The organism is Asticcacaulis taihuensis (assembly GCF_900100255.1).
Lineage (GTDB): Bacteria > Pseudomonadota > Alphaproteobacteria > Caulobacterales > Caulobacteraceae > Asticcacaulis > Asticcacaulis taihuensis.
This window is the reverse complement of sequence record NZ_FMTS01000003.1, coordinates 403899-416032: the sequence shown is the minus strand read 5'-3', so window position 1 is coordinate 416032 and position 12134 is coordinate 403899. Positions and strand designations below refer to the sequence as shown.

Sequence of the window (12134 nt, the reverse complement as noted above, 5' to 3'; positions counted from 1 at the left end):
AAGATCATTGATCTCGCGTTACAGGATTCAATTGTGCTCAATACGACTTCACCCCAGACCACCCCGAAACTCGATCCCGGCGTGCGCGATTTTATCCGGATCACCGGTGAAGCCTATGTCACGCATGGCGCCGGTCTGGAGAAAAATGCCGTCAATGCCCGTCTGGTGGCTGAAAAGGTGCGCGCGCCATGGGTAGCCGGCGGACCAGTCATGTTTTCCACAATTGAACACAGTGTCCCGACGCCGCACGGCGACGTTCGCATCCGCGTCTATAACCCGGACAGCACCGCGAACAAGCCCGCCATGATCTATGTCCATGGCGGCGGCTGGGTGATGTTCAGCCTCGACACGCATGACCGCATCATGCGTGAATATGCGGCGCGTGCGGGCATCTGCGTCATCGGTGTCGATTATTCACTGTCGCCCGAAGCACGTTTCCCTGTGGCGCTTGAACAGGTCGTCGCTGTCGTGCGCCATGTGCATGAACACGCGCCCTCTCTCGATATCAATGCCGACCGGCTGGCCCTGGGCGGTGATTCCGCTGGCGCCAACCTGTCCTTGAGCGCAGCGCTTTCTCTGCGCGATACCGGAGCCGGCAATAGACTGCGCGCACTGGTATTCAACTACGGCGCTTTCGGCATCGACCTTTCGGCGGACGACGTCCGCAAGTATGGCGGGCCGGACTATATGCTGACGGCCGAAGAAATGGCCTATTTCTGGTCTCAATACCTCGCTGGCGACCCGGACCGTTCAAACCCGCTGGCCGTGCCCCTGCTGGCGGACCTGTATGACCTGCCGCCCGCCTTCCTGTGCGTGCCGCAATGCGACGTGCTAACCACACAAAGCCTGCTTCTGGACGGCCGCCTGCGCAGCGCCGGCGTCGAGACCCGCGCCGTCATTTATGAAGGCGCCACGCACAGTTTTCTTGAAGCCGTCTCGATTTCCGCGGTTGCCGAAAAAGCCTTCAGCGATACGTCGGCCTGGTTACGCGAACATTTGTAATCGACCGCGCTTCTACGGATGATCGGGCAAGGTGAAAAGCACGGTCATCACCTGACGCAGAGCTGCAAGCAGCGCCTGGCGGTCGCTCTGCGGATTTGAGATCGCCCGGATCATCATGCCGTCGAAAATCATGCTGATAATTTCGCCGCGCGCCTCAAGCTGGCCCTGATTTCGGCCGGGTGAAATCCGGCGGTACAGCGAGCGCCCCAGGTCACGCTCCTGCACATCGGCCCTTTCGACAATGGCCGCCACACGCGGATTGCGCGCCGCTTCGGCCAGGACTTCGAGCGCCAGGCCGGCATTATTCAGCGTGTATTTATGCTCGATCGCCCGCTCCAGCGTATCCAGCAAGGTATCCAGCAAGGCGTCGTCAGGCACGCTTTCCCATTCGGCGAACATGGCGCGCATTTCCGCCAGATCGTTGGCGACGATGGCCTCGACAATGGCTTCCTTGTTGGCGAAGTAGCGATAGATCACGCCGACGCTCATCTTCGCCTCTGAAGCAATATCGGACATGCTGGCGCCATGGAAACCCGAACGCCTGACACAGCGCAGAGCCGCATTCAGTATGTGCTGCTGACGTTCCTCACGGCTCTGGCGCGGCATTGGTATAGCGCCGCTTTCTGTAACAGGGTTACTCATTCTTTTACGCAAATTCCTTGCCGACACAGGGATCTGAACATTTTTTAATGTGGCGGTGCAATTGACTTACACCCAAAAGCCGCTTACTGCCAGAAAAATGAGAATGATCGTTCACTCTCACGCCATTTGTGACTATGCTGACGCTTATTTGTCAGTCTGCACTGCAAAATAGTTCCGCATATCTGCTGCACTACCCTCTGAAGCCCGACAGACCGGAGACTTTCCGCATGAAACCGCCCCATTCCTCTCTGAAAACCGGCGCTGTGTCCGTGGCGGTCCTGCTGGCGCTCAGCCTCGGCGTTACGGCCTGCGGCAAGAAACCGGCGGCCATGCCCATGGGCGGCGCTACCGATGTCGGCGTCGTCGTGGTCAGTTCTGGCCCGGTCAGCATGACCGCGGAACTCTCCGGGCGCACGTCGGCTTATCTGGACTCCGAAGTTCGCCCGCAGGTCGGCGGCATCATCAAGTCGCGCCTCTTCATCGAAGGCGGCTATGTCAAACAAGGCCAGTCGCTCTACCAGATCGATCCGGCGCCCTTCCAGGCCCAATATGCCAGCGCCCAGGCGGCGGTGGCTCAGGCGAAGGCGGCACAGACGACGGCCAAACTCAAGGCCGAACGCTATGCCGAGCTGGTCAAAATCAACGCGGTGTCCAAACAGGATAACGACGACGCGCAGGCTGCGCTGGCCCAAGCCGATGCCTCCGTCGCCTCTGCCAATGCCGCCCTGCAAACGGCCGGCATCAATCTGCAATATACCAAGGTGATCGCACCGATTTCCGGCGTCATCAGCAAGTCGTCGGTCACGCCCGGCGCACTGGTTACCGCCTCGCAGGCCACGGAACTGGCGAAGATACAGAATATCGACCAGATCTATCTCGACATCAATCAATCGGTAAACGATGTGATGGCGCTTCAGCGCGCCGCCGCTTCGGGCACGGTTGGCGAGGCCAATACGGCCGATGTCGAACTGATCCTGCAGGACGGCACGGTCTACCCGCTGAAAGGCAAGCTCCAGTTTTCCGGCGTATCGGTTGACGAAGCCACCGGCACTGTGACCCTGCGCGCCCTGTTCCCCAATCCGAACCGCACCCTGCTGCCCGGCATGTTCGCCAAGGCGCGCATCGTCTCCGGCGTGGTCAATAACGGCATACTGGTGCCGCAGCCGGCCGTGACCCGCGATCCCAAGGGCAATGCCCTGGTCATGGTGGTGACGAAGGACAACAAGGCCGCCGTTCGCCCCATCCAGGTGGCGCAGACCGTGGGTGACAAGTGGCTCGTCACCGGCGGTCTCCAGCCCGGAGAACGCGTGATAGTCGAAGGTCTGCAAAAGGTGCAGCCCGATGCGCCGGTCAAGCCGGCCATCATGGGCGCGGCCGCTGAAAAGTAATTACGGACAACCTGTCCAATCTGAACCCGTCCGTCACGGACACCGCCCTCTGAGACGGGCCCCGATACGGCCTCAAGGATACCGGCATGATTTCGCGCTTCTTTATTCATCGCCCCATCTTCGCCTGGGTCGTCGCCATCGTCATCATGATGGCCGGTCTGCTGTCGATCGCCAACCTGCCGGTGGCGCAATATCCGCAGATCGCCCTGCCCCAGGTGTCGGTCAGCGCCTTCTATCCGGGCGCCTCGGCCAAGACGGTCGAAGATTCGGTAACCCAGATCGTCGAGCAGCAGATGAAGGGCATTGACGGCCTGCTCTATATGAACTCGACCTCGGATTCGAGCGGCGCGGCCAGCGTCACCCTGACCTTCAAGGCCGGCACGGACCCCGATATTGCCCAGGTTCAGGTTCAGAACAAGCTCCAGTCGGCAGTGCCGCTCCTGCCGCAGGAAGTGCAACAGCAGGGCCTGACCGTCGCCAAGGCGACGAGCGGCTTCCTGATGGTTATCGGCCTCTATTCCGACGACAAGGCGGTCAGCGACACAGACCTCGGCGACTATATGTCCTCCACCCTGGTCGACCAGATCAGCCGCGTCGACGGCGTCGGCACCATTCAGAACTTCGGCGCGCAATACGCCATGCGCATCTGGCTCGATCCCGCCAAGCTGACCAGCTACAGCCTGACGCCGACGGATGTCATTGCCGCCATCCGCGCCCAGAACACCCAGGTGTCCGCCGGTCAGTTGGGCGGGCTGCCCGCGGTCAAGGGCACCGCGCTTAACGCCACCATCACGGCCCAGTCCCGCCTGACCAATATCGATCAGTTCCGCCGGATCATTGTCAAGGATTCTGCTAATGGCGCCGTCGTACATCTTGAGGACGTCGCGCGCATCGAACTGGGCGCCCAGCAGTATGGCGGTACAGTCAAGTACGATGGCCGTCCGGCCACCGGCGTCGCCATCAGCCTGGCCACCGGCGCCAACGCCCTGGATACCGCCAAGGCCGTCAAGGCCAAGATGGATGAACTGTCGAAGCAGTTCCCCAAGGGCTACCACTATGTCGTGCCGTTCGACACCACGCCCTTTATCAATCTGTCGATCCATGAGGTCGTCAAGACGCTGATCGAGGCCGTCGTGCTCGTCTTCTTCGTCATGTTCCTCTTCCTGCAGAACTGGCGGGCCACGCTGATCCCGACCATCGCCGTGCCGGTGGTCCTGCTCGGCACCTTCGGTGTGCTGGCCGCCTTCGGCTATTCGATCAACACCCTGACCCTGTTCGGACTGGTGCTGGCCATCGGCCTGCTGGTCGATGACGCCATTGTCGTGGTCGAAAATGTCGAGCGCGTCATGCACGAGGAAAAGCTGCCACCTCTGGCCGCCACCATCAAGTCGATGGAGGAGATCACCGGCGCCTTGATCGGGATCGCGCTCGTCCTGTCAGCGGTGTTTGTTCCGATGGCCTTCTTCGGCGGGTCGCAAGGCGTCATCTACCGCCAGTTCTCCATCACCCTGGTGTCGGCCATGGCGCTCTCCGTCGTCGTCGCCCTGGTCCTGACTCCGGCCCTGTGCGCCACCCTGCTGCGCGCTTCCGATGCCGAACATCAGCAAAAGAAGGGTTTCTTCGGCTGGTTCAACCGCAATTTCGACCGCGCCGCCTCTGGTTATCGCAACATCGTTCGCAAGATACTGGGGCAGTCGGCACGCTACATGACTGTCTTCGCCGTCATTGTCGGCGTCATGGTGCTTTTGTTCACGCGCATCCCCTCCTCCTTCCTGCCGGACGAGGACCAGGGCATCCTGTTCACCATCGTCCAGTTGCCGCCCGGCGCCACCGAAGAGCGCACCAATGTCGTGCTCGATCAGATTGCCGATCACTTCAAGAAAGACCCGGCCGTCGAATCCGCCTTCACTGTATCCGGTTTCTCCTTCTCCGGTCCCGGCCAGAACGCCGGCATGGCCTTCGTACGCCTGAAGGATTTCGAGAAACGCCACAAACCTGAGCTTAAGGCGCCCGCCGTCGCCGGTCGCGCCATGGGCGCTTTCAGCCAGTTTCGTGACGCCATGGCGTTCGCCATCGTGCCGCCGGCCGTGACCGAACTGGGCAATTCGTCCGGTTTCGACCTCCAGCTCAAGGATGTCGGCGGCCTTGGTCACGCGGCCCTGCTCAATGCCCGCAACCAGGTGCTGGGCATGGCCGCGCAAAATCCGAACCTGATGGCCGTCCGCCCGAACGGCATGGAAGATACGCCCGAACTCAAGCTGGAGATCGATCAGGCCGCGGCCGGCGCAATGGGCGTCAGCCTGTCCGACATCAATGCCACCCTGTCGGCGGCCATGGGCGGCGCCTATGTCAATGACTTCATCGATCGCAACCGCGTCAAGAAGGTCTTCGTCCAGGCCGATGCGCCCTTCCGCATGAAACCGGAAGATCTCAGCCAGTGGTATGTCCGTAACGACAAGGGCCAGATGGTGCCGTTCACGGCCTTTGCCACCTCGCATTGGGAATATGGCTCGCCGCGTCTCGAACGCTATAACGGCGCGCCCTCGATGAATCTCCAGGGCATGGCGGCGCCCGGCAAGTCCTCCGGCCAGGCCATGGCCGAGATGGAGAAGCTCATCGCCACCCTGCCGCCGGGCATTTCCTACGAATGGACCGGCCTGTCGCTCCAGGAAAAGCAGTCCGGTGCCGAGGCCCCAATGCTTTACGCCCTGTCGATCTTCGTGGTCTTCATCCTGCTGGCGGCGCTCTATGAAAGCTGGTCGATCCCCGTCGCCATTGTCATGGTCATCCCGCTGGGCGTGCTCGGCGCCCTGCTGGCCACCATGCTGCGCGGCCTGACCAACGATATCTATCTTCAGGTGGCCCTGCTGACCATTATCGGCCTCAGCTCGAAGAACGCCATCCTTATCGTGGAATTCGCCAAGCACAACCACGAGAACGGCATGAACCTGATCGACGCCACGCTGGAGGCCGTCCGTATCCGCCTGCGGCCCATCATCATGACGTCGCTGGCCTTTACCTTCGGCATCCTGCCCCTGTTCTTCGCCAATGGTGCGGGATCGGGCAGCCAGAACGCCATCGGCACCGGGCTGGTCGGCGGCATCCTGTCCGCCACCCTGCTGGCCATCTTCTTCATTCCCCTGTTCTTCGTCATCATTGAAAAGATATTCAAGGCCGATGAAAAACACCTCCAGAAGCTGGCGCTGGAACGCGAGGCCATGGCCCTGCTCGATAAATCCGACACCGACAATACGGGACACTAAGGATGACGTCTTTCCTCAAACTCACCCTGCTCGCCGCCGGCCTCGTGGCTTTAAGTGCCTGCACCATGGCCCCCCGTTATGAACGCGCCGCCCTGCCCGTACCTGACCAGTTCCCCACTGCGGCTACCGCGCAAGGCCAATCGGCGGAAACCCTGCCGTGGCGTCAGGTCTTTCTGGACGAACGCCTGCAAGGCGTCATCGAACAGGCTCTCGCCAATAATCGCGACCTGCGTGTGGCGGTGCTGAACGTCGAAAAGGCGCGGTCGCAATACCGCATCCAGCGTGCCAGCCTGTTCCCGGCGGTCAACGGCACGGTTTCCGGCACACGCGGCAATACCGGCGAGGTCGATTCAACCGGCACGCCGATCGGCACGACCGAACTTTACAGCGCCAATATCGGTGCCTCGTGGGAGCTTGACCTGTTCGGCCGGGTTCGCTCGCTCAGCCAGGCGGCCCTGCAAAACTATTTCGCCGTGGCGGAAAACCGCAAGGCGGCGCAGATCAGCCTGATCTCCGCCGTCGCTTCGGCCTGGATGAACCTGGCCGCCGACCAGGATCAGTTGCGCCTGTCGGCCGAGACCCTGCGCCTGCGTGAGGAAAGCCTCAGCCTGACTCAGAAACGTTTCGATCTCGGCAGCACTGACCAGATGACCCTGCGCCAGAGCCAGGTTCTGACGGAACAGGCGCGCGCCGATGTTGCCGCCCTGACGGCCACCGTGCAACAGGACAGGAACGCCCTGCGCCTGCTTGTGGGGGATGACATCGCGCCCGATCGTCTGCCAGACAGCTTCCCGGATCACGCCATCCTGGCCGATCTGCCGGCCGGCCAGCCCTCTGACATCCTGCTGAAACGCCCCGACGTCATGGCGGCGGAATACAGCCTGAAAGCCGCCAATGCCGATATCGGAGCGGCCCGTGCCGCCTTCTTCCCGCGCATCTCGCTCACCGGAAGCGTTGGCAAGGCATCGACCGACCTGGGCAACCTGTTCGACGGCACCGATACATGGACCTTCTCTCCGTCCATTTCCGTGCCGATCTTTGCCGGCGGCGCCAATACAGCCAATCTGGCGGCAAGCAAGGCCAGCCGCGACATCGCGCTCGCCCAATATGAAGGCGCCATCCAGTCGGCCTTCCGCGATGTCGCGGATCAACTGGCCACGCGGTCTACCATCGACGACCGTCTGGCGGCGCAGACAAATGTGGTTACCGCCGCGGCGGACAGCCGTACACTCGCCCAGGCGCGCTTCGATCGCGGGATCGATTCCCGCCTGCCCCTGACCGATGCCGAGCGCACGCTTTACGGCGCGCAGCAACAGCTTATCGCTGTCCGGCTGGTGCGGTCGCTGAACCTGATCAACCTCTATGCCGCCCTGGGCGGCGGTTACCTGGCCGAATAAAAAAAGCCCTTGCTTCATCGGCAAGGGCTTTTCCTTTGGATACATGGCTCCAATCAGCCGTAGGACTGACGCACCGTGGTTGCTGTCTGCGTCTGTTCCTGCGGCAGCAGACCCTGCATAATGATGCGGTTGACATCGATCAGCGGCCCGAAGTCTTCCTTGTTGCGCATAACCAGCGAGGTATGCTTGTTCACCCAGATCGACAGCGAAATGATATTGGCGCGCAACTGCTCCGGCAGGCCGTTGGTGGCCAGCGAGCAATCCGCCCCCAGCATCGACCACATACGGCGGTTCCAGTCCAGGGCATCCATGCGCTCGCGGATGAAGCTCCGGTCGAGTTGTTCCGCTTCCATCAGCGCGCGGGTCACCTGGCCGAACAAACGATATTCCGTCTGGCGAGGATCTTCTGCGCGGGCAGCCGTGGTCTGGTACGCCTTAAGCGACATGTCCTAATCTTTCGTCTTCGTACTCTATCAGCCGGCGGCAACTCATCAGCGCCTTGTAGTATTCCCGCGCCATTAGGCTTTTGGAAATAGCGACGCATTCCGCCAGGATAACCGGATTGGAGATCACACTCATGAATTCCGACATGCGGCGCAGGAATTCATCGTAATATTTGTCAGCGCCCGCCTCGTCGAGATACATCATCATCACCGGGAAATAGACGTGACGCGCCGGCGTGTTGACGTCCTCCTGCTGCATGATGTCTTTTTCGCGGAGCACCGAAGCCTTGTTCTGCAGGACCAGCGAACAGCGGCGGTCGCCGTTTTGCACGACGGCGCCATTCAGAACGAACTTTTCCCCGGGCTTCAAGGACAGTTTTAAGGGCATTTTTTTTCCTTCGGGTCTGCCGAAACGCACAGGCCCGTACCGCAAGCCTATAGCGCATGTCGAGTTAACAGCAGGTTTCAACTAAAGTTAATATGCCGGGAATTTGATCTCCCTCAAGATGGCGCACCCATATTTCTTTAGGGAGTTTTAAGCGAATCTCTGTCTACAGAATGGCACGTCAGTGCCCTCGGAGCTAGTCATGTCGCTCAGCGTAAAACAGCAAAAAAAATCAAACACAAAGACCCCATCGGGCCTTTTGCTGTTCGGCGCGGCGCCAGAGGCACCATCACCCTTTACACCGCCCGCCGTGCCTGCCGCCGCTGAGGCCCCGATCTTCAAGCCCGTGGAAGTATTCAATCCGGCCGCCCAGATTCTGGGCGATTCGGGCTCGTCCGAGGCCCTGAAAATCCTGCTCAGCGCCACGGAACACATCAAGCGCACCGACACGCTGAAACTGCTGCGGGAGGCACTCGATCTTTTTCGCAAGGACGACTGGCAGGGCGGCGGCGAATGCGCTCTGAAGGCCCTGCATATTGATGAGAAAAGCGGGGAAGCCTGGCATATCCTCGCCGTCTCGCGCGACAAATGCAACGATTTCGCCAGCGCCATCACCTGTTACGAAACGGCGCTGAGGCTGCAACCGGAAAACCCGGCCATTGCCAATGACCTCGGTCGCCTGGCCTACAAGATGGGTCTGAACGAACTGGCGGAGAAGTTCTTCCGCTTCTTCCTGAACAAGAGCCCCGGCCACGTCGAGGCGATCAACAACCTGGCCAGCGCCCTGCGCGAACTGAACCGCCTGGACGACGCCGTCGACCTGCTGCGCGACGCCATCGGCGCCAATCCGACCAATGTGCAGTTATGGAATGCGCTGGGCACGGTGGTCAACGCCCAGGGCGACCTGCACAATGCTGTCATCTTCTATGAAGAGGGCCTGCGGCATGATCCGAAACATGTCCATGCCCGCTACAATCTCGGCAATGCCAAGGCGTCGGTAGGCCGGGTCGAGGAAGGGCTGGAAGACCTGATGGCCGCCCTGCCGCTGTTCACCGATCCGCTCAATATCCACACCTGCAAGCTCAGCATCGCCTTCTGCCATTTGCACCTCGGCAATTACGAGGAAGGCTGGAAATGGTATGAAGCGCGCGACAAGGATAATACTTCGGAAAAGGTGCATTACCTAATCAACCGGCCCCGCTGGACACCGGATCAGCCTCTGGAAGGCAAGCGCGTCTTCGTCTCCGCCGAGCAGGGCCTGGGTGATGAGATCATGTTCTCCAATGTCCTGCCCGATCTGCAGCGCGAACTCGGCCCCGACGGGTATCTCGGTATAGGTGTCGAACCGCGGCTCGTTCCCATCTTCCAGAAAGCCTTTCCGCAAGCCACCGTCGTCAAGCACCACACCACCAAGCACAAGAACCTGCCGGTGCGGCTGTTCCCCGATGTCACCAACTGGGAAAGCTATGATTACTGGGCCATCACGGGTGATTTCCTCGGCCGCTATCGCAAAAACATTGAGGACTTTCCACGCTTTGAAGATGGCAAGCCGCACAGTTGGCTGAGGCCCGATCCGGAGCGCATTTCCTACTGGAAAGGCGTTCTGGGTGAACTTAACGACAAGCCGAAGGTCGGCCTACTGTGGAAATCGCTGATCAAGCACTCGCGGCGGGACCGCTACTACTCGCCCTTCGCGCAATGGGAGGATATCCTGCGCATCGAGGGCATCCAGTTCGTCAACCTGCAATATGGCGACACCTCCGAGGAACTGGCCCTGGCGAGGGAAATGGGGCTGGATATCTGGACGCCGCCCGGCATCAACCTGAAGAACGATCTCGATGACCTGTCGGCCCTGTGCGTCGCTATGGACTGCATCCTGTGCCCGGCCAATGCCACCAGCAATATCGCCGGCGCCGCCGGCGCTCCCGTCTGGCTGATCACGCCGAAGGATGCCTGGATCTGCCTCGGCACGGACTATTTCCCGTGGTATCCATCGACACGCGTCTTCTTCTCGGACTCCCTGATCGACTGGGCGCCGGTAATGGGCCGCATTAAGGACGCCCTGATCGAGACCTTCATCAATGTCGGTTGATGCCCTGGTCGCAAAGGCGGCCGAAGCCGAGGCCAATCTCGACCTGGTCAAGGCGCTCGATACCTACGAGGACGCCTTGAGACTGGCGCCGGACTCGCTCGAAATCGCCGGACGTCTGGCGGTGCTCGCTTTCCGTCTCAACATGTGGCCGATGGCGGAGAAATTCTACGCCCACCTGATCACCCACGGCATCCACGAGATGGCGATCATCACCGGCTACGCCGCTGCCTTGCGCGAACAGTCGAAATATGACGAAGCCGTTGATGTGCTGAAAACCGTGTTGAATCAGCGACCGGAAGAAGCCTCACTATGGGAAGGTCTCGGCAACGTCATGGCGGCGCAGGGCGATACGGATAATGCCCTGACCTTCTTTAACGAGGCCCTGCGTCTTGAGCCCGATAACCTGCACGCCCGTTTCAACCGCGGCTGCGCCCTGATCGACCGGGGAAACGAAACCGCCGGCCTCGAAGACCTGGCCGCCTGCGCGAACGCCTTCGACGATCCGGATAACCTGGCCTCGGCCCAGATTGCCTATGCCCAGGCGCTGCTGGCATCGGGGCAACTGGAAGCCGGCTGGCGTGCCTATGAAGGCCGCGAGCGCTACGGCACGGCCCGGCAGGTTCACTATTCGCTATGGTCCCGGCGCTGGCGCGAAGACCAAAACCTTGCAAACAGCAAGCTTCTGGTCATCGGCGAGCAGGGGCTTGGCGATGAAGTGCTTTTTGCCTCCATACTGCCTGATTTGATAAGGGATATCGGCCCGGAAGGCGCGTTGTGGCTGGCCGTCGAGCCGCGCCTGAAAGCGCTTTTCGAGCGCAGCTTTCCGGAGACGCGTGTCATCGCGCACCGCACCCAGTCAATCGATGGCATTTTGCAACGCAGTTTCCCCGAACTGGAAAATAGCGCCACCGATGGCTGGGCCGTCACGGGTGATTTCCTGCCGCTTTATCGCCGGCAGGTCAGCGATTTCCCAACAGAAAACGCCTTTCTCAAGCCTGATCCGGCGCGGGTCACTTACTGGCGGGAACAATTGGCCGCCATCAGCGACAAACCCAAGGTCGGCATTCTGTGGAAAAGCCTGAAATCCGGCGCCCAGCGTGATCGTTATTTTCCCGCTTTTGAAGATTGGACAGACCTGCTCAGACTGGATGGCGTCACCTTCGTCAACCTGCAATATGGTGACAGCGATGCCGAAATGACGTGGGCGGCCGAAAATGACCTTAAAATCCACACGCCAGTAGGCATCGATCTGAAAGATGACCTGGACGACCTCGCCGCGCTATGTTCGGCCATGGACATCATCCTGTCGCCCTCAAACGCCACCAGCAATATCGCCGCTGCCTGCGGTGTGCCCACCTGGTTTCTGAGCCCTGCCAGAGGCTGGCTGCAACTAGGTCAGGATCATTATCCCTGGTATCCGAGCGTGCGCCTGTTTGCGCCATCATCGCTGATGAACTGGAAATCGGCGCTCGACCGCGCCCGCGACGCGCTGACAGACACATTCCACTTACAGGAGCGCTAA

Annotated in this window: 9 protein-coding genes; 6 read left to right on the top strand and 3 right to left on the bottom strand. The window is 60.7% G+C overall.

From position 1 onward, the window contains the following. Positions 1-33: 33 nt before the first annotated feature. The gene (locus BLO49_RS10870) at positions 34-1002 is read left to right on the top strand and encodes an alpha/beta hydrolase fold domain-containing protein (RefSeq protein WP_090648201.1); all 969 of its coding nucleotides are present in this window, start codon (positions 34-36) and stop codon (positions 1000-1002) included. 12 nt (positions 1003-1014) lie between these two features. Here BLO49_RS10870 and BLO49_RS10865 read toward each other — a convergent pair whose 3' ends face one another. Next, positions 1015-1644 carry a TetR/AcrR family transcriptional regulator gene (locus tag BLO49_RS10865; RefSeq protein ID WP_181444859.1) on the bottom strand — a complete coding sequence of 210 codons (630 nt, stop codon included), beginning with the start codon at positions 1642-1644 and terminating at the stop codon, positions 1015-1017. A gap of 227 nt (positions 1645-1871) precedes the next feature. Between BLO49_RS10865 and BLO49_RS10860 the strand changes: the two genes are divergently transcribed. The 3 genes from BLO49_RS10860 (at position 1872) to BLO49_RS10850 (ending at position 7692) form a co-directional block, all read left to right on the top strand. Further along, positions 1872-3032: an efflux RND transporter periplasmic adaptor subunit gene (locus BLO49_RS10860; protein WP_090648196.1), complete on the top strand. Its 1161-nt coding sequence runs from the start codon at positions 1872-1874 to the stop codon at positions 3030-3032. Positions 3033-3118: 86 nt separating this feature from the next. After that, entirely contained in the window at positions 3119-6295 is a 3177-nt protein-coding gene (locus BLO49_RS10855) for an efflux RND transporter permease subunit (protein WP_090648194.1), read from the top strand. Between the two features lie 2 nt (positions 6296-6297). Next, positions 6298-7692, top strand: coding sequence for an efflux transporter outer membrane subunit (locus BLO49_RS10850; RefSeq protein ID WP_090648193.1), 1395 nt, complete (start codon positions 6298-6300; stop codon positions 7690-7692). A gap of 53 nt (positions 7693-7745) precedes the next feature. Here the strand turns inward: BLO49_RS10850 and flaF are convergent, their stop codons facing one another. Further along, positions 7746-8138 (bottom strand): flagellar biosynthesis regulator FlaF, encoded by a 393-nt coding sequence (gene flaF / locus BLO49_RS10845; protein ID WP_090648191.1) that lies wholly within the window; start codon positions 8136-8138, stop codon positions 7746-7748. After that, a complete protein-coding gene (gene flbT, locus BLO49_RS10840) occupies positions 8128-8523 on the bottom strand; it encodes a flagellar biosynthesis repressor FlbT (RefSeq protein WP_090648189.1) in 396 nt (131 codons plus the stop codon). The genes flaF and flbT overlap by 11 nt, the downstream gene beginning before the upstream one ends. Before the next feature lie 199 nt (positions 8524-8722). On the opposite strand from flbT, the gene BLO49_RS10835 reads away from it, so the two are divergent. Beyond that, positions 8723-10612 carry a tetratricopeptide repeat protein gene (locus BLO49_RS10835; protein ID WP_090648187.1) on the top strand — a complete coding sequence of 630 codons (1890 nt, stop codon included), beginning with the start codon at positions 8723-8725 and terminating at the stop codon, positions 10610-10612. Further along, positions 10602-12134, top strand: a complete 1533-nt coding sequence (locus BLO49_RS10830; RefSeq protein ID WP_090648184.1) for a tetratricopeptide repeat protein — start codon at positions 10602-10604, stop codon at positions 12132-12134. The genes BLO49_RS10835 and BLO49_RS10830 overlap by 11 nt, the downstream gene beginning before the upstream one ends.

Bases quoted from the DNA above. Each gene is read 5' to 3' on its own strand.
- BLO49_RS10865 (WP_181444859.1), bottom strand. From the start codon at position 1,644: ATGAGTAACCCTGTTACAGAAAGCGGCGCTATACCAATGCCGCGCCAG.
- BLO49_RS10860 (WP_090648196.1), top strand. From the start codon at position 1,872: ATGAAACCGCCCCATTCCTCTCTGAAAACCGGCGCTGTGTCCGTGGCG.
- BLO49_RS10855 (WP_090648194.1), top strand. From the start codon at position 3,119: ATGATTTCGCGCTTCTTTATTCATCGCCCCATCTTCGCCTGGGTCGTC.
- BLO49_RS10850 (WP_090648193.1), top strand. From the start codon at position 6,298: ATGACGTCTTTCCTCAAACTCACCCTGCTCGCCGCCGGCCTCGTGGCT.
- flaF (WP_090648191.1), bottom strand. From the start codon at position 8,138: ATGTCGCTTAAGGCGTACCAGACCACGGCTGCCCGCGCAGAAGATCCT.
- flbT (WP_090648189.1), bottom strand. From the start codon at position 8,523: ATGCCCTTAAAACTGTCCTTGAAGCCCGGGGAAAAGTTCGTTCTGAAT.
- BLO49_RS10835 (WP_090648187.1), top strand. From the start codon at position 8,723: ATGTCGCTCAGCGTAAAACAGCAAAAAAAATCAAACACAAAGACCCCA.
- BLO49_RS10830 (WP_090648184.1), top strand. From the start codon at position 10,602: ATGTCGGTTGATGCCCTGGTCGCAAAGGCGGCCGAAGCCGAGGCCAAT.